Source organism: Pedobacter sp. BG31 (assembly GCF_042464845.1).
GTDB classification, from domain to species: domain Bacteria; phylum Bacteroidota; class Bacteroidia; order Sphingobacteriales; family Sphingobacteriaceae; genus Pedobacter; species Pedobacter suwonensis.
The window spans coordinates 306526-330150 of sequence record NZ_JBHNZK010000002.1; the positions used below are offsets into that span (position 1 = coordinate 306526).

At 38.4% G+C, this 23625-nt stretch carries 20 protein-coding genes and 1 tRNA gene; 11 read left to right on the forward strand and 10 right to left on the reverse strand.

Features of this window, described 5'->3' with window-relative positions:
- Positions 1–5: 5 nt before the first annotated feature.
- The 5 genes from ACFE6N_RS04495 to clpB form a co-directional block, all read right to left on the reverse strand.
- Complete coding sequence (locus ACFE6N_RS04495) at positions 6–692, reverse strand: outer membrane beta-barrel protein (protein ID WP_378934234.1); 687 nt, start codon at positions 690–692, stop codon at positions 6–8.
- Positions 693–843: 151 nt separating this feature from the next.
- Positions 844–1344 (reverse strand): hypothetical protein, encoded by a 501-nt coding sequence (locus ACFE6N_RS04500; protein ID WP_378934236.1) that lies wholly within the window; start codon positions 1342–1344, stop codon positions 844–846.
- Between the two features lie 8 nt (positions 1345–1352).
- A complete protein-coding gene (locus tag ACFE6N_RS04505) occupies positions 1353–2006 on the reverse strand; it encodes an outer membrane beta-barrel protein (protein WP_378934238.1) in 654 nt (217 codons plus the stop codon).
- A 131-nt stretch (positions 2007–2137) separates the two neighbouring features.
- Positions 2138–4447, reverse strand: coding sequence for a M60 family metallopeptidase (locus ACFE6N_RS04510; RefSeq protein ID WP_378934240.1), 2310 nt, complete (start codon positions 4445–4447; stop codon positions 2138–2140).
- 164 nt (positions 4448–4611) lie between these two features.
- Positions 4612–7212 (reverse strand): ATP-dependent chaperone ClpB, encoded by a 2601-nt coding sequence (gene clpB, locus ACFE6N_RS04515; protein ID WP_378934242.1) that lies wholly within the window; start codon positions 7210–7212, stop codon positions 4612–4614.
- A gap of 857 nt (positions 7213–8069) precedes the next feature.
- Between clpB and ACFE6N_RS04520 the strand changes: the two genes are divergently transcribed.
- Together ACFE6N_RS04520 and ACFE6N_RS04525 are read left to right on the forward strand one after the other, a co-directional pair.
- Positions 8070–10661, forward strand: a complete 2592-nt coding sequence (locus ACFE6N_RS04520; protein ID WP_378934244.1) for a DNA translocase FtsK 4TM domain-containing protein — start codon at positions 8070–8072, stop codon at positions 10659–10661.
- Between the two features lie 61 nt (positions 10662–10722).
- Entirely contained in the window at positions 10723–11373 is a 651-nt protein-coding gene (locus ACFE6N_RS04525) for an outer membrane lipoprotein carrier protein LolA (RefSeq protein ID WP_378934246.1), read from the forward strand.
- Positions 11374–11680: 307 nt separating this feature from the next.
- On the opposite strand, the gene ACFE6N_RS04530 is transcribed toward ACFE6N_RS04525, so the two are convergent.
- Positions 11681–11959, reverse strand: coding sequence for a hypothetical protein (locus tag ACFE6N_RS04530; RefSeq protein WP_378934248.1), 279 nt, complete (start codon positions 11957–11959; stop codon positions 11681–11683).
- Between the two features lie 255 nt (positions 11960–12214).
- Here ACFE6N_RS04530 and ACFE6N_RS04535 point away from each other — a divergent pair, with 255 nt between their 5' ends.
- The 3 genes from ACFE6N_RS04535 to ACFE6N_RS04545 all read left to right on the forward strand — a co-directional run bounded on the left by ACFE6N_RS04535 (position 12215) and on the right by ACFE6N_RS04545 (position 14665).
- Positions 12215–13117: a right-handed parallel beta-helix repeat-containing protein gene (locus ACFE6N_RS04535; protein WP_378934250.1), complete on the forward strand. Its 903-nt coding sequence runs from the start codon at positions 12215–12217 to the stop codon at positions 13115–13117.
- Positions 13118–13578: 461 nt separating this feature from the next.
- Positions 13579–13851, forward strand: a complete 273-nt coding sequence (locus ACFE6N_RS04540; RefSeq protein WP_378934252.1) for a hypothetical protein — start codon at positions 13579–13581, stop codon at positions 13849–13851.
- 49 nt (positions 13852–13900) lie between these two features.
- On the forward strand, positions 13901–14665 hold the full coding sequence (locus ACFE6N_RS04545; RefSeq protein WP_378934254.1) for an MBL fold metallo-hydrolase: 765 nt from the start codon (positions 13901–13903) through the stop codon (positions 14663–14665).
- Between the two features lie 604 nt (positions 14666–15269).
- Here ACFE6N_RS04545 and ACFE6N_RS04550 read toward each other — a convergent pair.
- On the reverse strand, positions 15270–15911 hold the full coding sequence (locus ACFE6N_RS04550; RefSeq protein WP_378934256.1) for a DUF6266 family protein: 642 nt from the start codon (positions 15909–15911) through the stop codon (positions 15270–15272).
- 382 nt (positions 15912–16293) lie between these two features.
- Between ACFE6N_RS04550 and ACFE6N_RS04555 the strand changes: the two genes are divergently transcribed.
- The 3 genes from ACFE6N_RS04555 to ACFE6N_RS04565 all read left to right on the forward strand — a co-directional run bounded on the left by ACFE6N_RS04555 (position 16294) and on the right by ACFE6N_RS04565 (position 17830).
- Positions 16294–16377, forward strand: a tRNA-Leu gene (locus ACFE6N_RS04555).
- A 37-nt stretch (positions 16378–16414) separates the two neighbouring features.
- Complete coding sequence (locus ACFE6N_RS04560; protein WP_378934258.1) at positions 16415–16681, forward strand: GIY-YIG nuclease family protein; 267 nt, start codon at positions 16415–16417, stop codon at positions 16679–16681.
- Between the two features lie 102 nt (positions 16682–16783).
- Positions 16784–17830, forward strand: a complete 1047-nt coding sequence (locus ACFE6N_RS04565; protein WP_378934260.1) for a hypothetical protein — start codon at positions 16784–16786, stop codon at positions 17828–17830.
- 114 nt (positions 17831–17944) lie between these two features.
- On the opposite strand, the gene ACFE6N_RS04570 is transcribed toward ACFE6N_RS04565, so the two are convergent.
- Together ACFE6N_RS04570 and ACFE6N_RS04575 are read right to left on the reverse strand one after the other, a co-directional pair.
- Entirely contained in the window at positions 17945–18709 is a 765-nt protein-coding gene (locus ACFE6N_RS04570; protein WP_378934262.1) for a hypothetical protein, read from the reverse strand.
- A 150-nt stretch (positions 18710–18859) separates the two neighbouring features.
- Entirely contained in the window at positions 18860–20002 is a 1143-nt protein-coding gene (locus tag ACFE6N_RS04575) for a hypothetical protein (protein ID WP_378934264.1), read from the reverse strand.
- Between the two features lie 235 nt (positions 20003–20237).
- Between ACFE6N_RS04575 and ACFE6N_RS04580 the strand changes: the two genes are divergently transcribed.
- Complete coding sequence (locus ACFE6N_RS04580; protein ID WP_378934265.1) at positions 20238–20465, forward strand: hypothetical protein; 228 nt, start codon at positions 20238–20240, stop codon at positions 20463–20465.
- Positions 20466–21176: 711 nt separating this feature from the next.
- Here ACFE6N_RS04580 and ACFE6N_RS04585 read toward each other — a convergent pair.
- On the reverse strand, positions 21177–21908 hold the full coding sequence (locus ACFE6N_RS04585) for a hypothetical protein (RefSeq protein WP_378934267.1): 732 nt from the start codon (positions 21906–21908) through the stop codon (positions 21177–21179).
- A 716-nt stretch (positions 21909–22624) separates the two neighbouring features.
- Here ACFE6N_RS04585 and ACFE6N_RS04590 point away from each other — a divergent pair.
- Together ACFE6N_RS04590 and ACFE6N_RS04595 are read left to right on the forward strand one after the other, a co-directional pair.
- Complete coding sequence (locus ACFE6N_RS04590; RefSeq protein ID WP_378934269.1) at positions 22625–23092, forward strand: hypothetical protein; 468 nt, start codon at positions 22625–22627, stop codon at positions 23090–23092.
- Positions 23093–23098: 6 nt separating this feature from the next.
- Positions 23099–23554, forward strand: coding sequence for a hypothetical protein (locus tag ACFE6N_RS04595; RefSeq protein ID WP_378934271.1), 456 nt, complete (start codon positions 23099–23101; stop codon positions 23552–23554).
- The last annotated feature ends 71 nt before the right edge of the window (positions 23555–23625 follow it).

Below are 23625 nucleotides of genomic sequence, written 5' to 3' on the forward strand. Positions count from 1 at the left end.
CTGATTTAAAAATGTAAGTTAACCCCAATACCTGGGGTGAAAGAACTAAAGCCAAATATAAATGTTTCATTACTCAAGGCTTGAGAATTTAAATTTACACCATCATCTTTCATGTTTTGTTTACTGTAAGCAAGTAAAGGAAAAGAAAGCTCAACAGCCCATTTTTTAGTCGGGAAGAATGCAAAGCCAGGATCGATAGAGGCCTGATAATTGGTGTTTTTATAATGGGTGGTTTCAGTAACATAATTTCCTGATAACATTAGGTTATACGTGCTTTTTCCAAAAGCCATTCCAACATTTGCCTGGCCGAAGAATTTAAATTTATCAACAATATCTACGTAATACCTTAAATATGGAACAACATTAAAGGAGTGACTTTTACTAACTGAATTAATAAATTGTGGACTGCCACTTCCCAGAAAATATGTTGATTGGGATTCCGACTTATTTCCGCCATATCCAATCTGCAGGCCCAGAGCCAGGTTTTTTCCAAAAAAATGGCCGATGCGCGGTGCAATATTATACGATTTTGAATTACCGGTAGAAAAAGTATTGGTAGAATTTAATGGCTCCTGTTTGTTATGACTAAATCCAATAGAACCACCGATTAAATTGTCTCCTTTTTCTGTTTGGGCATTAGCACCAATAGTGATAGCGCATATTGCTACCAGCGTTAATAATTGTTTTTTCATTTGTGTTTTTTTTATGTATCCAATGATAACCAAAAAGCCGAAATAAAACTATGATGTTAGTTATTTTGTATGTAATTAACTCATTGTCAGTTTTAAAAAAAAAATAATCCAGGTTAAATTTCAGTTCGAAGTTTTTTCATTGTGAGCTAGATTATTGGCAATTCAGTTTTTCGATAAAATAATAAGTGTCCAGGGCATCTTCCGATTCTCGGTCCTCTGTTTCATTGATGATTGATTTTATCTTACCTTCACTTTTTTGAGATCCCATGTTATTGTACTCAAATTTAATATTACCGATCGATTTGATTTTTCCATCTTCCGATTTAAAAACGGAATTGTAATATTCAATTTTAATATCACCAATGGATTTTATTTTCCCGTTTTCAGACGGGAATACGCTGTTGTAATATTCTACTCTTTTATCGCCGATTGTTTTTACTTTTCCATCTTCAGATTTAAAAACCGAATTATAGTATTCAATGCTGGTGCCATTTATAGATTTGATTTTCCCATCTTCAGAAGGAAATACACTGCTGTAATATTCTATTTTGCCTCGAAAGCGTTGTGCATTTGCCTGAATGGAAAGACTTAAAAGAAATAATAAGCTTATGCCTGCCCGGCTGAAGCTTTTGGTGAATATATTTTTCATCATAAGGAATGTTAAAAGTGATAATTAAAAGTAAATGTTGGTGTGAAATTTTGCAGGGCGAGCTTCAAATTGTTCGTTTTATCGTAATTGTAAAGCGATTCTTCAGCATAGTAATTTTGATGAAAGAAAGAGACAACAGGTACTGAAAAATCCAAAGCGGCATGTTTAGATATGAAATAGCTAAAACCAGGACTGATACTGGCGCCCCATCCTTTTATTTTGGCATCGGTACGGATCAGGTAACCTTCGTCATCAATGCGGTTAAAGGTATTTACCTGTAAGAGCAGGTTGGCCTGCATAAAAAACTTAAAACGATCTTTAACATCAATGTATTTGCGTACAAGGGGAGAAAAACCAAAGCTGAATTCTTTTACGCCGCGCTGTTCTTCGTAATATCCGTATTCACTATTCCATGCAATGTAACTTTCGCCCCTGAGCTTCGACAGATTTAAGGGGACTTCCAGGCCGATGGCAAAATTATTGGCTAAAAAATAACCTCCCCGTGGCGTTAAAGTAAAGGTGTTTAAGCTGGGTGATGAAGGGTTTTGTCTGGATGTTCCAAAACTCAGGCTTCCGCCAATAAAGCCGGAACCTTTTTCCGTTTGGGCATAGCTGCGCCAACTAACGGCGCATAGCAGCGCCATAATGATTAATTTAGGTTTCATTTTATTTTGTGTTTTTGTGTGTAATCAATAATAATCATTATCGAAACAAAAAGCAAGAAAAATGAACTGCTATGTTAGTTAATTTTTAAACGAAAAACCCCACAGAAATAAGTGCTGTGGGATTTGATATTTTATTGACTGTCAGTATGGTGCGGCAGGTAAGTGGCGAACTCCTCAGGAATCCAGGTTTTATACGCTTTAGCCTCTTTTTTTGCCCTATCGCTTACTGGTATTTTCCATATCTCAAAAAACGACGATAAATCTGAATTCGTAGCTTTACTGATGGATGTAAACCAAAGATCTATCCGTTCTTCATTGCTCAATTCGTTTTCGTAATATTTTCTCGGATCCATATCGCGGTATATTTTATTGGCTCTGAGGATAGACTCCCATCCAAAATGTTCAATAAGCTGGATATACATGCACAAAGCGGTGAAGGGTTCCTTTCCCCATTTTTCAAAGGTAGGCTGGTTTTGAAGATAACTATTGATTTTCTGCTTTACTTCATCTTTACTTTCCATTCCCTCGTGATTGTAGAGGCCCTTTTTTAGTACTTTATCATATATATACATAGTATAAAGGTTGGTGGTTACTTCACCAACTTCATCCATATCAAGCCCCCAAAATTGATGGCGATGGCCGAGCTCATGGAAATGGCCCCAGCTTCCTTTTTCTTTCAGCATTTTTTCATTAAGCATCAATTCGCAACTTTCATCATTGGGGGCCACAATTTTATCCCAGACGGTGAACATATAGCCATAGGCAACCTGATTATCAATGACTATCCTTTCAGGATGTGTTCTGGTACGGCTAATGATGGCTAAATCGGCATCTGCGTCCATTACTTGGTTCCATAACTTTAGTAAGGAGTCAGGATTTTCCAAATTTTTAATCCGATAGGTGGGTACGGTGAGTATAATTTTATCCGTCGCTAGTTCTGTCCATGGTGCAGGATTATTTTTAATGCTTGCCCATTCGGTCAGGTTATTTTTCTCTAATTTATAGTAGGGGGTTTTCACCACGCCATTTGCCATAATACTTATTGATTTGAGTGAGGAACTGTCAGGAATTCTGATATACAATAGTCCACCATATGGTGAAAAAATGGTTGTGGTATCTTTTTCCAGTTCAAATGATCTGGTTAAGTCAAAACCCGATCTTTCCAGCTGATCCAGATGTCTTAAATCATCATTATGAATGCCGATCTGCGCCTTTAAATATTGGCTTTTATATTTTGGGTCGATCACGATGCTCACTTTTTCGCCGGCCGGAACATAAACACCTGTACTGTGTAACCTGAAATAATTTGGATAAGGTTCAGCTAAGCCTTGCGAACCTACCTGTACGGCTATATCAATCAATTCCGTGCTACGCCTGGCGTTTTTGGGTACCTCTCCAGGAAACGACTTACTTTCCGGATATACAAAATCGGTCGAGTTTTCTTTATTGTGAGATTTTTCATAAATATATTTTGAAAATTGATAGCCCGCTTTTTTAGCGGCAGTGGAAATATCCAGTGGTTTGTTTAGTGTTGGTACCGGAAGTGAATCGCTAATGGAAAGTGTCGATTTTATTTTCCTGATCAACATACTGGTATCTGCATTATTCGAAAAAGCCAGCTCTAGTGTAGGCTCTATTCCATAAGCATACTCGGTGGGGCTGGTCTGTTTAGGAGAAGGTTTTGCCAGCTCACTCAAAATATTCTTCAATAGAAGATAAAAAGGTTCTTTTGTTAGCATCAAACTATCTTTGGGATGCTCAGCGGTAAACATGGTATAGGCATTAAATATTCCCGCCTTACTTAATAAAGCATTTATTTTTATCAGATCATTTAAATATGATTTATTGGGATCTCTGTGCTTAAAAATATATGGGTAGGGGGAGCCATAAACCAAATTTCCACCATCAGCTATGTATTTTTCAATGACTTTAAGCGCTGCTGTATCCTTCACGTCATTGGTTAAAAAGTAAATGTCGGTATTGGGCTGTAATTTACTGCTATCTACTATATAAACTTGAGCATTGTTGGCTTTCAATACATTGATCAATGACGCATCGGCAGTTTTAGTGACGGCTACTTTAAGTTTTTTGGGATGATTTCTAACCGATTGGATAATGTTTTTTAACAAATGTTGAACATTTTGATCGCTCAATAATTTGCTTTCAAAATACTCGGATGAGCCTATGGCAAAAATCTGTCCTTTACCCAGGCTACTTGTTATGATTACTGTAGCCGAAACTTCTACTTGTGGGGCAAGGTTGTGTGTGGCTATGATCTGAGGTTGTTCATTAGTGCTAAAGAACGCAGAAACAAATTTTCCCGTATCAGGCATAGGTAAGGTATTAATGCCTTTTAAAAGTGCTGATTTTTGAAATTTTTGAGCGAAACTTTGAATGGCAAGACAGGCCAAAATAAGAAGAAGCGTGGTTTTGAGGTTCATTTTCAGGTGGTTATATCTGCAATTTTAAGTATCTAAAACCACTGCTACAACACACTTTATGTTAAAAAACGCTAAATAAATCAGGCTTTAGGTACAACAGGCAATATGGGTAACAAAAAAAAATCCCGTCCAGATGAACTCGGGACGGGACTGATTTTTGTATTTTAATCCACTTTCTGGTTCAGGAATACAAATTTATGATCGAACATGTCTAACTTAATTTTGCTGTCTTTGTCAACTTTTCCTGCCAGGATCTCTTTCGATAGCTCGTTCAGGATTCTTTTCTGGATGACCCTTTTCAACGGCCTTGCGCCAAACTGCGGATCATAACCCAGTTGTGCCAACCAATCTAAAGCTTCATCACTGGCATCCATCTCTATACCCATTTCGGCCAAAGTTTGCTGTACCTGTTTAAACTGTAAGCTTACAATATTTCTGATTTCGCTGCGGTTTAATGGGGTAAACATAATCAGCTCATCAATCCTGTTCAAAAACTCCGGACGAATGGTCTGCTTCAATACCTCAAATAGTTCGTTTTTGGTTTTCGCAATAATCTCTTCGCGGTTTTCGTCGCTCAAATCTTTAAAGTTATCCTGAATTAAATGCGCACCAATGTTAGAGGTCATGATGATGATGGTGTTTTTGAAATTCACCGTTCTGCCTTTGTTATCGGTTAAACGGCCGTCATCCAATACCTGCAGCAAGATGTTAAATACATCCGGATGTGCCTTTTCGATCTCATCAAGCAATACTACCGAATAAGGTTTACGCCTAACCGCTTCCGTTAACTGTCCGCCTTCATCATAACCCACATAGCCCGGAGGCGCTCCAATTAAGCGTGATACGGCATGTCGTTCCTGGTACTCACTCATATCAATACGGGTAAGTGCATTTTCATCATTGAATAAAAACTCAGCCAGGGCTTTGGCAAGCTCCGTTTTACCTACACCCGTAGTACCTAAGAAAATAAAGGAACCAATGGGTTTACGTTTATCCTGCAAGCCGGCACGTGAACGGCGGATGGCATCAGAAATGGCTTCAATAGCTTCGTCCTGGCCTGCTACACGTTGGTGCAGCTCTTCTTCTAAATGTAACAGCTTTTCGCGTTCGCTGGCAATCAGTTTGGTAACCGGAATACCGGTCCAACGGCCAACCACACCCGCAATATCGTCAGCGGTAACCTCTTCTTTCAGCATGCGGCTATCGGTTTGCTGGCTTTCTAAATCGGCTTTAAGTTTTTCAACCTTGTCCTGGGCTTCCTTTATCTTACCGTAACGGATTTCGGCAACCTTGCCATAATCTCCGGCACGTTCTGCCTGTTCGGCCTCTAATTTATAATGCTCAATCTGCTCCAATTCATTATTCACTGCATCTACCAGGTCTTTTTCGCCTTGCCATTTCGCCTTAAATTCATCACGCTCTGCAGACAGGTTAGCAATTTCTGCTGAAAGATCTGCAACTTTTCTATCGTCTTTTTCCCGTTTAATCGCTTCGCGTTCAATTTCCAATCGCATAATCTCACGGTCCAGCGCATCTACATGTTCAGGTACACTGTCCATTTCCATGCGTAGTTTAGAAGCAGCTTCGTCCATTAAATCGATGGCTTTATCCGGTAAGAAACGATCAGAAATATAGCGCTGGCTCATTTCTACGGCTGCAATAATCGCTTCATCTTTAATCCTTACCTTATGGTGGGTTTCGTAACGTTCTTTTAACCCACGGAGGATCGAAATGGCATCCTGGGTATCTGGTTCCTCAACCATTACCTTTTGGAAACGTCGTTCCAAAGCTTTGTCTTTTTCCAGGTATTTCTGATATTCATCTAAAGTCGTTGCACCAATAGCGCGGAGTTCTCCACGGGCAAGTGCTGGTTTTAAGATGTTTGCCGCATCCATTGCACCTTCACCGCCACCGGCACCCACCAAAGTATGGATCTCGTCGATAAAGAGGATAATATCACCATCACTTTGGGTAACCTCCTTCACTACTGCCTTTAAACGTTCCTCAAACTCGCCTTTATATTTTGCGCCGGCAATTAATGCACCCATATCAAGCGAATAAACCACTTTACTTTTCAGGTTTTCTGGCACGTCGCCTTTAATAATCCTAAAGGCAATGCCCTCTGCAATGGCGGTTTTACCTACACCAGGTTCGCCGATCAATATCGGGTTGTTTTTGGTCCTGCGCGATAAAATCTGAATAACACGGCGGATTTCCTCATCGCGACCGATTACCGGATCCAGTTTTCCGCTTTCTGCATATTCATTTAAATTACGTGCATATTTACTTAAGGCCTGATAAGTGGCTTCCGCATTTTGATCGGTTACCCGGTTATCGCCACGTAACGCTACAATGGCTTTTTTAAGGTCTTTCTCGTTTACACCTTGTTCCTTTAACAACTTAGCGGTGCTATCGTTAACAGATAAGACACCTAGTAACAGATGTTCTACAGATACAAATTCATCCTTAAACTCTTTTAAAAATGTTTGCGCCTTTTGTAAAACGCTATTGGCATTGGATGACAGATATACATTGCTTCCGCTCACTTTCGGGAACCTGGCAATCTCTGCATCCAGATTTTGATTTAATACATTTAGGTTAACGTTTAATTTCTTTAAAACATAAGAAACCACGTTTTCATCAACAGTAAGCAGACCTTTAAGCAGGTGCGCCGTTTCAATAGCCTGTTGCTGGTTGCCCTGGGCTATTTCAGAAGCCTGTTGAACTGCTTCCTGGGCTTTTATGGTAAAATTGTTGAAGTTCATATTCCTTTTAAATCAAAACAAATGCCATGTTAATTTTGATTTTTAAATCGGAAATTTTGTCGTGAAGTTGTTGTTTTAAGTGAATAAATGACTGATTTTTAATAGGTTATGCTGAAAATTTGTCTTGTTTTAGCTTACTGTCATCCTGAACGTAGTGAAGCATTTTGAGTTTATATTGAGAATCTGTAACTGTTAACAGATTTGGACGTTCCCCAATCCCGTGAAATACGGGAAAGGGTCGGGCTTTACAGGGCTTCGCTTCGCTCCGGTACCGATGAAAGATCGGCACTGAACCCTTACAATCCCTAACGCGGACCTAACTTAATCGTAACCCCGGAGAACTACAGGTTTAGGTTAAATAAACCTGATAGAACGGAAAGCCCGGAGCGAAGAATTGAGCGAGGACTTGGAGAGATAGCAGGACTACAGGAAGCGAAGTACACAGAACCCTGCTTTTTAAATCATATTGAACAAGTAAGTGGACAAGGTCCTTCGACAGGCTCAGGATAGCAAAAAAAATCCCGTTTTACCTCTCCAGGCAAAACGGGATAAAACCTAAAACAAAATCCGTTTCATTTGACAAAACGTTACAACTTGTGTGTTGTTAAAATAATAGACAGGAATTTCTGTTTAAGGTTTAATACCTGTTGAATATCTTTTATTTAATTTAAGGCATATGATTAAATAAATGATAGCAAGATATTCTTCAGGTTTAGTAAATTGTTTTAAAAGAGGGCTGCGGCGAAATTGTTTCGAAATGATGGTTACAGCATGTAATTATTTTTTTTGCGAGGCTTTCGTTAATGCTGCGCAGTTTTATCTAAGTTTGTTCAATAATAAATTATTAAGGATAGAAAATGTCGGTAAGGGGTAACCAGTTTAAGGCCAATACATTCAGAGATAAAGGTGCAGAAAATGCACCAGGCAGGTCATCATTGGGCAGGCAGCCAAAGCGAAAAATGGATTTTTTGCCAAGCTTTGACCTGGCAGATGGCCGTGCAGTTAAAATTATAGGGCTGTTTTTCGTCATATTATCATTATATTTTTTAATTGCTTTTACTTCCTATCTGTTTACCTGGCAGGATGACCAGAGTTATGTAATTGATGCAAATGGGGGATGGAGCAATCTTTTTAAAACATCCGAAGAACTGAAAGAGGCGGGTGTTTCCATTCCGGTGGTTCAAAACTGGCTGGGTAAATTCGGTGCGCTGTTATCACACCAGTTTATTTACGAATGGTTCGGGATTGCATCTTTCCTGTTCGTTCTGGCCTTTTTTATTATCGGCTACCGTTTATTATTCAAGGTTAAAATTCTTTCTATTTCTAAAACATTAGGGTATAGCTTTTTCTTTTTGCTTTTTATTTCATTAACCTTAGGTTTTGCACATGGTTTCTGGTCAGAATCGCCACATTATCTGGAAGGTGAATTTGGCTACTGGAGCAATAAATTATTAAGTGCCCAGATTGGCGCTGCCGGTGTTGCCGGATTAATCGCTTTTGCCGGATTAACCATTTTAATCATTGCCTATAATATCGATTTTAAGTTTCCGGAGCGTAAAGCAAAGGAAGTTTATCTGGATAATGAAACGCCTGATTATGTGAACGACATTAGGGAGCAGGTGGTAAAAAACAAAACCTATGAAGAACCTGCTGCACCTATTGAATTTCCGGTACGCGATAAGCCGGTAAGTAACGAACGTAAACAGCAGAACGTTGTATTACAGCCAAGCCGTTTTGAAGAAAAAGAGGAAGAGGAAACGGTAGCACCGGTGGTGCTCTCTCCATTGGCGACAAATTTGCCATTGGCTACTGCTGCGGCCGCTTCATTGCCTTTAACGGTAGAGCCAGCGGTTGAAGTAGAAAAGGAACCTGCCTTCACGATCGAAAAAACTGAAGAAGAAAAAAAATCAGAAGACCTGGTTGAACAGTTTGGCAATTATGACGAAAAACTGGATTTATCGGGTTATAAGTATCCAACAGTTGATCTGTTGGAAAATTATGGCACCAATAAAATTTCGGTAAATGCGGAAGAACTGGAGGCCAATAAAAATAAAATTGTTGAAACGCTTAATCATTATAATATCGAAATTGATAAGATTAAAGCGACCATTGGTCCAACCGTTACCCTGTACGAAATTATACCGGCGCCGGGCGTAAGGATTTCGAAAATCAAAAACCTGGAAGATGATATTGCGCTTTCTTTAGCGGCTTTGGGGATCCGTATTATTGCGCCGATGCCAGGTAAAGGTACCATTGGTATCGAGGTACCAAACCAGCATCCGGAAATGGTGCCGATGCGCAGCATTTTAAATACCGAAAAATGGGCACAAAACACTATGGATTTGCCTATTGCCTTAGGTAAAACCATTAGTAATGAGGTTTTTATTGCCGATCTGGCTAAAATGCCGCACTTATTGGTGGCCGGGGCAACCGGTCAGGGTAAATCGGTGGGTATTAACTCTATCCTGGTTTCGCTATTGTTTAAAAAACACCCTGCACAACTTAAATTTGTACTGGTTGACCCGAAAAAAGTGGAGTTAACCCTGTTCAACAGGATTGAAAGACACTTTTTGGCTAAATTGCCCGGAGAGGCTGATGCCATCATCACCGATACGAAAAAAGTTGTGAACACCCTAAACTCGCTTTGTATCGAGATGGATCAGCGTTATGATTTGCTGAAAGATGCGCAAGTGAGGAATTTGAAAGAGTATAACGATAAATTTGTTAAACGCAAGCTTAACCCGAATCTTGGTCACCGCTTTTTACCTTTCATCGTGTTGGTGGTAGATGAGTTTGCCGATTTAATGATGACCGCCGGTAAAGAGGTTGAAGCGCCAATTGCCCGTTTGGCCCAGCTGGCCCGCGCCATTGGTATCCACTTGGTATTGGCTACCCAAAGGCCGTCAGTAAATATTATTACGGGTACCATTAAAGCCAACTTCCCGGCCAGGTTAGCCTTCAGGGTATTATCGAAAATCGATTCGCGAACCATTTTAGATAGTGGTGGTGCCGATCAGTTAATTGGGCGTGGTGATATGCTTTTATCTACAGGCAGCGACTTAATCAGGCTACAGTGTGCTTTCGTTGATACACCTGAGGTAGACCGTATATCTGAATATATCGGGAACCAGCGCGGTTACGCAGATGCTTACCAGCTGCCAGAATATATAGATGAGGCAGGAGAGGGTAGCAAAGCCGATTTTGATCCTAACGAGCGGGATAAATTCTTTGAAGATGCAGCACGGTTGATTGTGATGCACCAGCAGGGTTCAACCTCATTGATTCAGCGCAAACTGAAGTTAGGCTACAACCGTGCAGGCCGTATTATCGACCAGTTGGAGGCTGCGGGAATTGTGGGGCCATTTGAAGGAAGTAAAGCACGTGAAGTTTTATATCCTGACGAATATTCTTTGGAACAGTTCTTGAATAGTATGGATGACAAAGATTAGATTAAACCAATAGCGAAAAATCTACTCTAACGTTTCAAAGGAAAAATTTAAAAAAGAAAAGATGAAGAAATTAATTTCGGCATTAATGGTTGTAGTTGCTTTCACAACCTCAACTTATGCGCAGACTGATGCGAAAGCTAAAGCCATTTTAGCAGAAGTGAGTAAAAAATACAAATCGTATAATGTAGTGAAAACAGATTTTACCTTCACGCTGGATAATCCGAAAGCGAAGGTTAAAGAAACCCAACAGGGTACTTTGTACGTTAAAGCCAATTCTAACAAGTATAAAGTAGCCATGACTAACCAGGAATTGTTTAGCGATGGTAAAAGCCAGTGGACTTATTTGAAAAAAGACAAAGAAGTGCAGGTGAGCAACGTAGATAACAGTGGCGATGCGATCAATCCGGCCAAGATTTTCACTGTTTACGAAAAAGGATTTAAGTACGTTTATACAGGAGAAGAAAAAGCAGGTGCCAAAACTTATCAGATGATTGATTTAACACCGGTTGATGCTAAAAAATCCATTTTTAAAGTGCGTTTAAGTATCGATAAAGCGGCTAAACAAATTGCTAATGTGGTATTGTTTGATAAAAACGGAAACAAATATACTTACAGTGTGAAAACTTTTTCGCCTAACGTAAATGTACCGGAAACTACCTTTGCTTTTGATGCCAAAAAATATCCTGGTGTTGAAGTGGTAGATTTAAGGTAACAGATAGCGCATTATTTTAGCGCTATTTATAAAAAAAGCGATTGATCAGGCATATTCTGGTTAATCGCTTTTTCTTTTATGTTCCTTTTGTTTACTTGAGGTCGGTTAATATTTGAAATTATCGTGAGTGTTTAAAGCCGCTTTACCTTACGCTACCGTCATGCTGAATTTATTTTATTAGCAGACCCTGAAACAAGTTGCCATTGACTTTATTTTGCAATTATTTATTAATGAGCGACTTGTAGAATCTATGCGTTTCCGCGTAGCTAGGCCTTAGCACCATATCTCCGTTCTGCTTAAATCCGGCCTAACAAATTTTTCGGGCTCCACTGACCAAGCCATCCCACTTGCTTCGAAAGAAAACGGCGAAGCCCTCATGAATGCCGCTGAAAATTGTAACAACTAATGAATAAATTTTCAGCCGGTGTTTTATTAATGGTTTTTCATGGTTTTCATTTGTATTAATGAGCTCGGCAATGCCTCGGTTTTGTTTCTTTTTGACATCAAAAAGAAAGAGCCCTTCGGCGGCGGCGAGCCGAGGCAAGACCGCGCGTAGGATAAGAGAATACAATTGTACGTTACTCATATTGATTTTAAACAATTTAATTATCCCTCAGGGTGACGACTGTTCAATGCAAAGTACCAATGAAACCAAATTGAAGCACATTATTAATCGAACTCAGGTAAATAAAATTCTGGAAAACGAGCATATATGTTTCTGTAGCTTTATTCCGTTTTTAATTACGGGAACGATTGCATAGATATATATGATTTATCATACATAATTGTATTTTAGTTGTTAATTTCATGTTTAGTATTAACCAAATATAATTCTACAAACATGAAAAAAAAATCAGGTATTCTCGTACTCGGGATGGCTATTGCATTGTTCGGATGCAAGAAAGACAACACAACAGCGGCTGATATTGCAGATGGTCCGTCTACCGTTCAGCCAAACAAAATGGAACTTGCTACAGGGGCAGTAAGTGCTACTGTCAGCACAGAAGCTGCTTTAAAAACGGCTATAGCAAACGCGCAGCCGGGTGATGTAATCACTGTGAGTGGTACCATTTATCTCACCAGCACGCTTCAGTTACTTAAAAGTGGTACTTCCAGCGCTAAAATTAATTTTACAGGTGGTATATTGGATTGTTCGGGTATTTCTGGTGCCAACTGGGGGGTAAAGGTAAACGGAAGCTACTGGAACATTACGAATATGACCATCAGAAATGCGCCAGACTGCGGTATTGTGTTCCAGACCGGTGGCTACAATTACGTAAATAAGGTAACTACGCATGGAAATAAAGATTCCGGGTTACAGATCTATAACGGTGGTCACCACAACAGCATCAATAATTCCACTTCGTACGACAATTATGATGTAGCCAACGGTGGTGAAAATGCAGATGGTTATGCCTGTAAATTATCTGCCGGTGCAGGTAATCAGTTTAATTCCTGTAATGCCTACCACAATTCTGATGACGGATGGGATTTATACGGACAACCTTATACTGTGGTGATTAATAATTGTACGGCCACTAATAATGGTTACGGTGCAAACGGCGATGGAAATGGCTTTAAGCTGGGTAGTGCAGGACAAAATGTTGCGCATACTGTGACCTATTGCACCGCCAGCAATAACAAGGGAAGCGGTTATGACGGTAATGGAAACATGGGGCATATCACCACCACAGGCAGCGGTGGCTCCGGTAATGTAAAGGGGCTTTTTAACCGAATTTACTAAAATTATTCTCTCCGTAAAAGGTTCAGTTGGCAACAGCTGGACCTTTTACTATTTTAGTCGAATCTATGAGGTGTCATCTGTTTGTGCACTAATAGAAAAATGTCGTCTTATTAGCAGAAAATAGGCAGTATTGTACTATTCCGATATATCATTAAAAATTTCAGGCAGTTCTTAAGCCTGTTTAAAATCAAATAAAATCACTTTTATGCCAGTGTAAGGGTAGTTGGAGACCATTTCAGCGCATTAATAATAGAAATTCATTAAGCTATCATTTACAGCCTCCAAAAAATCGTCATTGCGAGGAGGCACGACGAAGCAATCTATCATTCGCTGTGATTCTTGCTATAAGATTGCTTCGTCGGCTGAAAAAGCCTTCTCGCAATGACGATAAAAGAACAAAAACTGTATTTTTTACCATTGTATTTATGAATGCTGCATAGATTTATCTAAGTTTGTTTCCAATGTCATTGCCACTAACAAACCATACTTTAGAAAAATTGGAAGCCCTGCTTTTAGCAATGGAGTATAAGGTGCGTTACGAGAAAGGAAACTTTAAAACCGGTTCGTGCCTGCTTGAGCATAATAAAGTTATTGTGGTTAATAAATTCTCCAATCTGGAAGGAAAAATTGCTGCACTGGTTAACCTGGTAAAACAAACCAATGCCGATGAAAACCTGTTAGATGAAAAACAACGACAGTTTTATCAATCGTTACAACAAACCGAATTATTTTAATGAAGGTACAACGCAAGTATTACTTATTTAGAAAGGAAAGTTTAAGCAGATGAAAGTTACTTTTTTAGGTACCGGTACATCACAAGGCGTTCCTGTAATTGCTTGTACTTGTGAGGTCTGTAGATCTACAGATAAAAGAGACAACCGTTTAAGGACTTCTATTTTAGTGGAAACGGCTGATAAAACCATTGTGGTAGATAGCGGTCCTGATTTTCGTTACCAGCTTTTGCGTGCCAAGGTAAAAGATCTCGATGCGGTTTTATTTACCCACGAACATAAAGACCATATTGCCGGTCTGGATGATATCCGTCCCTTTAATTACTTATTGCACAAAGTTATTGATGTGTATGCTACCGAAAGGGTGCAAACATCATTAAAAAGAGAATTTTACTACATTTTTGCGGAAACCAAATACCATGGTTTGCCGCAGATTAACCTGCATACGGTAACCAATGGTGAAGATTTTAAAATCGGCGATAGCACCATTACACCTTTCGAGGTGATGCACCATTTATTGCCCATTACAGGTTACCGGATCGGCGATTTTACCTACATTACCGATGCCAAAACCATCTCAGAACAGAGTTTTGAAAAAATAAAGGGATCAAAAATATTGGTATTAAATGCATTGCAGAAAGAACCGCATATTTCTCATTTTACCTTAGGCGAAGCGATTGCCTTTGCCGAAAGGGTAGGTGCCGAAACTACTTATTTAACGCATATCAGCCATAATTTAGGCTTACATAAAGACGTAGAAAAAGATTTGCCATCTAACATCAGGCTAGCCTATGATGGACTTAGTTTTGAGTGTTAATTAGATTGAGCCTGTTTAAAATTAAGTAAAATTATTTCGTATGTCAGTCTGAACGTAGTCGAAGACAATTTTTTATAGTTAAGAGAAGCACTTCGACTTCGATACCATTGGTGTTATTTTATAGTTACTTATTAATAAGTGGATTGCATCATGCATTTCCGTATAGCTTGGCCATAGCACCGTATCACCGTTCTACTTAAAACCGGCCTAATAAATTTTTCGGTCTGCACTATTCTAGCCATAACACTGGCTTTAAAAGGAAACGGCGAAGCCCTCATGAATGCCGATGAAAACCATATCGAAAAATGAATAACTTTTCAGCCGGCATTTTATTAATGGTTGTTGTCTATTGTTTTATTTGTATTAATGAGCTCAGCAATGCCTCGGTTTTGTTACTTTTTGATGCCAAAAAGTAAGAGCCCTTCGGCGGCGGCGGACCTGTACCGATTTTTCATCGGTAGCCGAGGCAAGACTGTGCTGTATGGCATAAGAAATCAGTTACGTCATTTATATTGGTTTTTATAAAATAAATTATTTCTCAGTGTGACAAACTAGTAGAAGTAGTGTAACTTAATAAAAGTTGAACAGCTCTAAATTATTACCATTATTGAAAAACAAAACTGCCACAATAGGTACTCATTGATATTTCCATTCTGTCATCTGAAATAAATGCCATCCAGGTATGAAAAGTTTTTCCTTTATAAAATGACGGAATTTCCAGGCTATCCTTTTCTTTAAATCGCCTGGCGCCGCCTGTTTCGTAGATGGCCGTTTTATTGTCCACGTCATAAGCCATCAGCATGGTCTGGTCATATTTTCTGGCGTGATTGCCATTTGAATTATCCTTCCAGCTGAAATGTACACCTGCATCGTCGTGTTCCAGTTGAACATCCTCCGCACCGGTGAGCTTTCCAAAGCTTAAACGCACAGCGGTATAGTCAATTTCGCCGGCTGCATTTTGTGCATTTAACATGTTATAAGATTTTGCGACGTTATGGGCGGTCATCATGCGTTTTTTCGACTCCAGGTTAAAGCCAATCCTGATAAAAGCAACAATCGGACTTAAAAAGGTCTGCATGATGGTAAAACGCGACCTGCAAGCTTTTTGATCGGCACTGCCTGTTTTGTTTTTGATCGATTTTCTGCGCTTGCTCCTGATGATCCATTTCCCATTCAGGTAATAGCCCGTTACGGATCCTACCGTTCCGGTAAATCCGCCGTTAATTCCATTTTCTATTTTTCCCATGATGGCATTAGTTGATGTGATACAATATCGCAAATTGCTGATTAATAACCAAATATGATGTGGTTTCATTTAATTTACGTCGGCTTTTATTGTGGTACAATTGTCATAAGTCCGACGAAACCCCGACTTAAGTACGGAGAAAGTCCATCGTAATGGTTAGGCTGTTATATCGGTCTCTATGCCTGAAATAAGTTTACAACGTCGGATACTGAAAAGGTTTACCATGTTAAGATTTGCTTTTCGGAATTTCAGTTCAAAAAATATTTACTGAATGTTGCAGCACACTAGGGTTAATTTATATATTTGCAAACTTCTACCCAGGTGGGCGGTCCCAATAGCTATCGGGATGGTAAACGCCTTAGGGAATGATTGAATAGTAAATACCCAGGTGGCGGAATCGGTAGACGCACCAGCTTGAGGGGCTGGCGCCTGTATGGGTGTGGGAGTTCGAATCTCCTCTTGGGTACAAAGAGTTTGGTTTCTACCAAACTCTTTCCTGTTATATGGCATCAGTTTATATCCTATTTTCTAAAAAATTGAACCGTTATTATATCAGTAGTTGCCTGGATTTATCCAAACGACTAGAGGAGCATTTACAAGGTGTTTATACAGATAGTTTTACCCGTAAAGCTACCGACTGGGAACTTTTTTTTCATATTAATGATTTGGTGTACCAGCAAGCCAGACAGATTGAACTGCATATTAAAAAAATGAAAAGTAGAACTTACATAGAAAACTCCGGCGAGCAGGAACAGGCGATTTCAACATAGTTAGAAACCTCAGATTTTGTAATCATCCGGAATTTGGCTAGGTTTAGCGGAAATGACGCTGAATAGGGATCACGTCAATTAAACAACCCATTCTTTATAGTAATGCCAGAATCAATAAAAAGCTTGAAAGATCTGCAGCTGTGCGAGGAAGAAATGCCGTCATCAAACGGAGTAACTTCTTTCTCATATGTTCATAAGCCGGAAGTACAGCCATTCATACTTTATTTAATTCTAAAAGCCCAGTTTGACGAACCCAATGATTTTTCTTTCGATGAAGATAAAACACAATGGCAATATTTATTTAGGTACAAGGATTTCTATATCGAGATCGGGGACTGGAAGCTTTTGTCTACTTCTATCCGGGTTTATCATGATCAGGATGACAGAGTGTCGGCAGAGAGCATTGCAAGACAGATTGAAAAGTTGATCCTAACTGCCGTTGACCGGCATAAGAAGGCCGTTAGTTCTAGGATCAAAAATTGCGACCATAAACTGCTTGAAAACTCTTTTGTTACCTATTACCAAACTGCCGAGAACCTGCTCGAGGTATCAAAAGGTATCGACGACCTCATTCTGGCCCGACTTGGCTCGCAGCACAACATCTTTGACTTATGGCATAAAAGGGACGATCTGCACAGATCGGCATTTTTGATGTACCTTTCGGCTTTCGAGGGATTTCTTAATATTACATACGAACTCTACCTAAAGAATGAACTCAGGACGGATAGGCTCAAGGAAAAATTATCCAGGGAACTCATCGATATAAAATTACAGCTGCTGCCGGTATACTGTGACGGCTTTACTATTTCCATAATCGACCAAAATGACGAACGTTACAAAAACTACCTGAAACTGGTAAACCTTCGAAACGACTTTGTCCATGCCAAGCTGAACAAATCACTCGAGAGATATATTGTGGACGAGGATGGCTATACCTTTATCATAGAGAATGAACATAGGGGAGAGTTGCCAAACAACATCAGCCATCTTACGCACGAACATGTGCTTTTAGCTAAAAAATATATTGATGATATGGTCGATATGGTAATAGAATCCCTAAACGTCAAGACCAAGCGTGAATTTATGAAAGTCCTTTTCGAAGAGGAAATCGAAGTTGAGGACATAGGCGGAGTCCTAATTCCGATATAGCTCGTGAGGGATATCCTTTTTATTCGACCTGCCTGAAGAAAAGAACTTTACAATTTTTAGCTACGATAAACCTCATTGATTTAAATCGCTGTAGCATAAAGAATTTGGTAAAATCTATTTTCCTTTTTTGCGGAAAGCTTCATAGCTTTCTTGCGTTGAATAGATAAAATCCTCATGCATGTCCCTTGTATTCTTTCCGGAAATACTATCGACAACAATCTTCTGGCGATAAGGATGGACGATCACCCCTGGAAAATTGTTCATGACGAATGCCAGTTCTTCCATACCTGTTGAAGGAAAAGCTTCCTCTTTGGAGAGAACGATGTAGAAATAAAATGAGTTGACCGCAACGCACCGAACGATACAATGCTCGAGCGTTCTACCCATATCTATTGCGCCGCATCGGACAGAATGAGGGTTGAGCTTAACGCCTTGCTCGTTGGAAGGGATAACAAGATCGAGTTTGATCACGATATCTTCCCGTTGAACACCGCCGTCTAGTATGACCTTGCGGTACTTAGCAAAAGGATTATCTTCTTTGATGATTGTCCGTGAGGAATTGTAGGTGATCTTGAGCAGGCACCTCATCAGCAGGTCGTAGTCATATTCAAACTCAAAATCACTTGCGCTTTCGTGGAATTGTTGAAAATATTTATCGAACAGCAGGCAGAAATGGGCATCAAGGTCTGAAAGTTTAAAATTGTTGCAGTCGGCGCAGACATCGGCGATCACCAGTTCTCCGCCAATATATTTGTTGATGCTTCTTGTATATCTGGCGGTCAGGTCCGGCATTCTTTCGATGATGCATTTAGGCCAGATATGTTCTCTGGTCATCGAGCCTTCTTTGTCGCAATAAGCGCACACTCTTGTTTTTGGCATATTTTATTTGTAGTAGAATAAAGTGTTTTAAAAGGGGATTAGATTTTTGGATTATAGTTTTGTCTACCTGTGCCAGTGGCAGGCTTCCCTGAATGTACGGATCGCACAGGATTTGCCTTCAATCCCGCGGCTATGACAGGGCATGCCGCATTAGTGTGCTACTCCGCGAACATACTGCTCGTAAAGGCCAAGTCTTTTTTTGACCTCCTCTTCCGTGAAAATTTGTTCCAGTTGCTTATCCCATCCATCTTTAGATTTCACAATCAGTATCCCATCGGTATCCAGGAACTTATAAAGACCATCACCATCGTTCAGGATCCTTTCTGAGCGGTAATTTTCCATAAATTCCCGGTTGTTGGTATTGATCGCGCTAATGACCGCTTCGTCCAGACCGATAAAAAATTTTGTTCTTCCTACTGACTGTGTGAGCATTTCAAACCTTTCCTTGTCCAGTTGCCGGTTTTCCAAAAATAATTCTACGTTGCGCCTGATTAGCCTATAGTCGAAACACTCTCCCAGGTAGATGCGGCCGTTAAACTCATATCTGGCAAAAAACTTACCTTCAGCGATGCTCCTTCTGGGAGAAGCTTTACGCACCATTCTTGAAACATACCGGTTGTAATATTTTGAGTCCAGTATAAAACCCAGGAAAACTGCATAGTAGTTCAGTTGGTTCCGAAAATAATCGGCATCTACCAATTGGCCTTCTACCGGAGGATCATCGACAACAACGCATTCTACCGTTCTGGAATGTCGGTGGCCTTCGATAGCAGCAATGGTTCCGAATTTCAGGAATGCCTCAGATTTTTTCTTCTTGGCAATGATATCGTTAACCATCTTGGTAAAATAAGGTTGGGTTGTTCCCTTTGCTTCCAGTTCGTAGAGCTTTCCAGCGGACACGACATTGTAATCCATGTACTTACCCTCTACCGGAACGCCTGTCTTAGCAAATTTATTGAGTTCGATATTTAGTAACATCGTACTGTACTTTAGTCCTACAGCGACACCGGCAAGTTCGGATACAAATTGCTGGTTCCTGTCGTCTGTCGACAGATTGATGATCTTATCCGCAGTCAGTTCGATAAGATCATCATAATAGAATTCCATAGATGGAACAAAACTCTGCAGGTAGTCAAAGTCGGACTCCTTGATATGCTTTTTGACTTCCCGGACGTATACCGCGAACTTGAAAAACTCTGGTTTATCCAGTTCTATTGCTGTTACTTTACCCTCAAACTCTTTTCTTTTAGCACTCTTGTGCAGTTTTACGGGTACTATGGTTTTAATTGACATGAGGCATCGTTAATTAATCGTTAAGGATACTCAAATTTTGAATAAATATCAAATCTGTGGCACGGTTGGTAACTGAACTTCTGGTAGTTACGAAATTTGGTGTTCATAGAATCGCTCGGCTTCAATGGTTTTATTTATCAGATCGGCGGTCCGCTGATTTTAGAAGATGTCCATTGATTTATGCCAATATATAAATCGCTGTTACATACGGGATTTGACGAAATTTATTTATAAAATGAAAGAATTACTTACAATTGATGACTTTATTTATAAAACGCTTAACGATTTGTTATTTAATGCGGTTCCTGAGTTTAAAACGGTATTTGAGTTAAATAACTCCAATTACAATTTTTCTGGTGGAGTATATTTATTGATGAATGAGTATGCTTCATTTCTGGCAAATGAAATTGAACCTGCAGGTGTAGCTGTAAGCAAAGCCTTTGCTTTTATTAATCAACTTTGAGAAAGTAATAATTTGGAAGTTTTGAACATACTAAAAGTCGGAATTCTTGAAATTATCTACACAGAGAAAAATATTGATAGAGAAATGGTTGCTGGTTGTTTAAGCGAAAAATTGCGAAAGTATTTCTATGAATTTTCGCATTATTACAATTGACAAGAGGTAGCGAGGAAACGGATAATTAAAAGCCTACCCATCTGTACGTAGGCTTGAGCCTTAGTTTGAGCGTAAAGAGACTATGTATATAGGAGAAACCATGTTAATTTTAGAAAATCAACACTATACTATTATCCGCAGAGTCGCTATGCTTAACTCTACGGACAGATAGGGTTCGAAAATTCAAATCAAAAATGAAATTGAGGCTAAAAATATAATTATCGGGAAATAAAATCAGGTGATATTCATCTTTAGAAATTAGTAATATTTAGATTACGACAGACATGCGGATTTTAGGAGCTATCAGATCTCCTCTTGGGTACAGCCGGAGTTCAGGTTTTTTAATCTTGACTCCGGTTTTTTATTTTCTATTGATTTGTGCTCTATCACAAAAGATTATTAAAAATAATTAATTATTAAGTTTTTGGAAAGCACAAATCTGCCGCAACAGTTACGCTAACACTAAGACTTGGGCCATCAAAGGTTTTAATTTTAGAGTACAGATTTGGATACAAAAATTACACTTAGTCGTTTATGTTGTAATTTGCATGAATATATTTAGAATGGTTTCGCTTTTCGCACCTCAACATCATATTGAAATGTTTCACCCTGTCTAATTACTGTGATACGACCCGAAAATGTGCCATGCCTTGTTACTATATTTACAAAACATCCAACGGTTTTTAAGGACTCTGGCATGTAAAAATTGTAAAATGATATACTGCTTTTTGGCGCCAAATTGAAAGGTGAAACAGTAATCCATTGTTTTCTCATGTCATCCCAAGAAGGCATCTTTTCTGTTTCTGCCATTTTTGCGACAATCTTAGTCTGATCAGGATCTGGAAAAGTAAGTCGTATATCATAAATTGGGTAGTCATTTTGATTTGAAATGATTAAAGAAATCAACTTATCTGGATGGAAATTTGCCGACAAACTTGGTTGCCCATCACCTAAAATTTGTTTCGCATTTTCTTTAGTTGCGGACGACAATTTGCTATATAAATCTGTATTTTCCCTTCTAAGTTCATCTATAGTTTGTGCTTGCTTTTCGAGAGTATTTTTCAACTCTTTAACATTTTCTTCTGTATTTGTACTCGTAAAAAGAATTTTATCAGACTTTTCAGAAGAGTTTAAGTCTTGCAATTGCTTACCAAACAATCCGAAGATAGTCCCTATGATAATAATAGCTCCAGAAATTACATTGAAGTAAACTGGTTTAATAGACTTTAAGGCAAAGCTCATTCCTATTATCAACAATATTGCGCCCAGTAAAATTAATAATATTGCCATCTTATTTATCATTAAATAAATGTATGAAATTAAAGTAAACAGAGAATTAGAAAGTTTTATTTCGTCCAACTTTGAAGGTCATACTTTTTCAGACTGTTATATATTTATCTGCTATCTGAATAATAAATTGCTTTATTATAGAAAAGAAACCCAATCAATATATTACTAAGTGGTTTTTGCCTTTGCTGCGTTTACAAACTCAACACTATACCATAATCCGTAGAGTCGCTGTGCTTAACTCTATGAATAGATAGGGTTACCTAAAAAGCTTGGTAAACTTTACTGCTATTTTAAAAATTAAATAACTTATTAAAGATGAATATTTATGTTTTTCGTCCTAATTAATATTCGACCTTGGATGAGATGTTAGAAAAAACTTATCATAAAAAGATTTTTTAAGTTCTTTTATTGTAACTTTTATATTACATAAATAAATGTTAATAAACATAGAATTTCAATTAGAGGTAATTTCACACGAATTCTAATAATGAATGCCATGGCAATCGTGATCGTGTCTCTAATCGCATAAAAAGTAACACCTTACTCATTTAAATCATTGGCAATAAGATCATCAATATCAATATCACCAACATTACAATCATCAAAAATAATAGCCCCTATACTACTACCATATCTTTCATTAGTAGTAAAATGTGGTAAAAATGGTATAAATTTGGTAACTAAGTTACCGAAAACAACCCCAATTTAATCTTAATATGAACTGTTCTTTAGAGAAAAAAAACATAAACGAAACCGCTGGTAGAGTTAGGGAAGTTTCTTATAATGAAAAAATAGGACTTACTAGTGAGCAAATAATTGATAGTCTTTTAGATAAGATTTTAGATTTCAAAAAAAGCTTGAGAGATAAAATTAAGCAAATAAAAGAACTTTCGGCTAATCTAGAAGAAATGACTTGGTACGACATAAATGTTTTTGACGAAGAAACCAAGAAGAAAGTCAATGACGTTATTATTGGTACAAAAGATTGGGTTGATACATTAAATAAACACCATGCACTTTGCATTTCGACCCTTGATCCAAAAGTGCAAGTTAAAGAATTGACTTTATTTAAAGATTCTATAGATGACTTAGAAGAGATAGCCATCGACTTAGAGGAACTTGTTTTTAATCATTCCCATGATGAAGAATTTATAAGAATAACTAACGAACTTAGAAACTTGTAAAGTTGCATGAAGGTATTTTGTTTAATAGAATTTAAAACTGAATTCGAAAAACTTTTAAAAAGCAATTCTTACAAAGATCTTGAAAAACAAATTATCGACTTCTTTTTTGGCAAAACTTCTGCTGAATTTTTCGGAACGGGAAGAAGACTGAATGGTACCAATGACATTCCATTCATAAAAATGCGTTTGGAAGGCCGTTCTGGTTATCGATTTTATTATCTTCTGATTATTAAAAATGATGAACTATATTTGATGTTCTTGCATCCAAAAACGGGACCTAATAGAGCAGAAAATATTACAAAAGACTTTAAGAAGACGATTTATAATTCAGTTCTGACTGCAATTAAAAATAATGATTGTTTCGAAGTATATGTAGATAAGAACAAATTACTATTCAAAAAAGCCACTTCTAAAATATTAATTTCAGAAGATGTTAAGAATTCTAAAAAACATAATACCTAAGCCACTAAACCAAGTGGTTTTTTGATTTAGGGCTTTTTGCTATATGAGCCAAATAGCTTATAGTAATTATT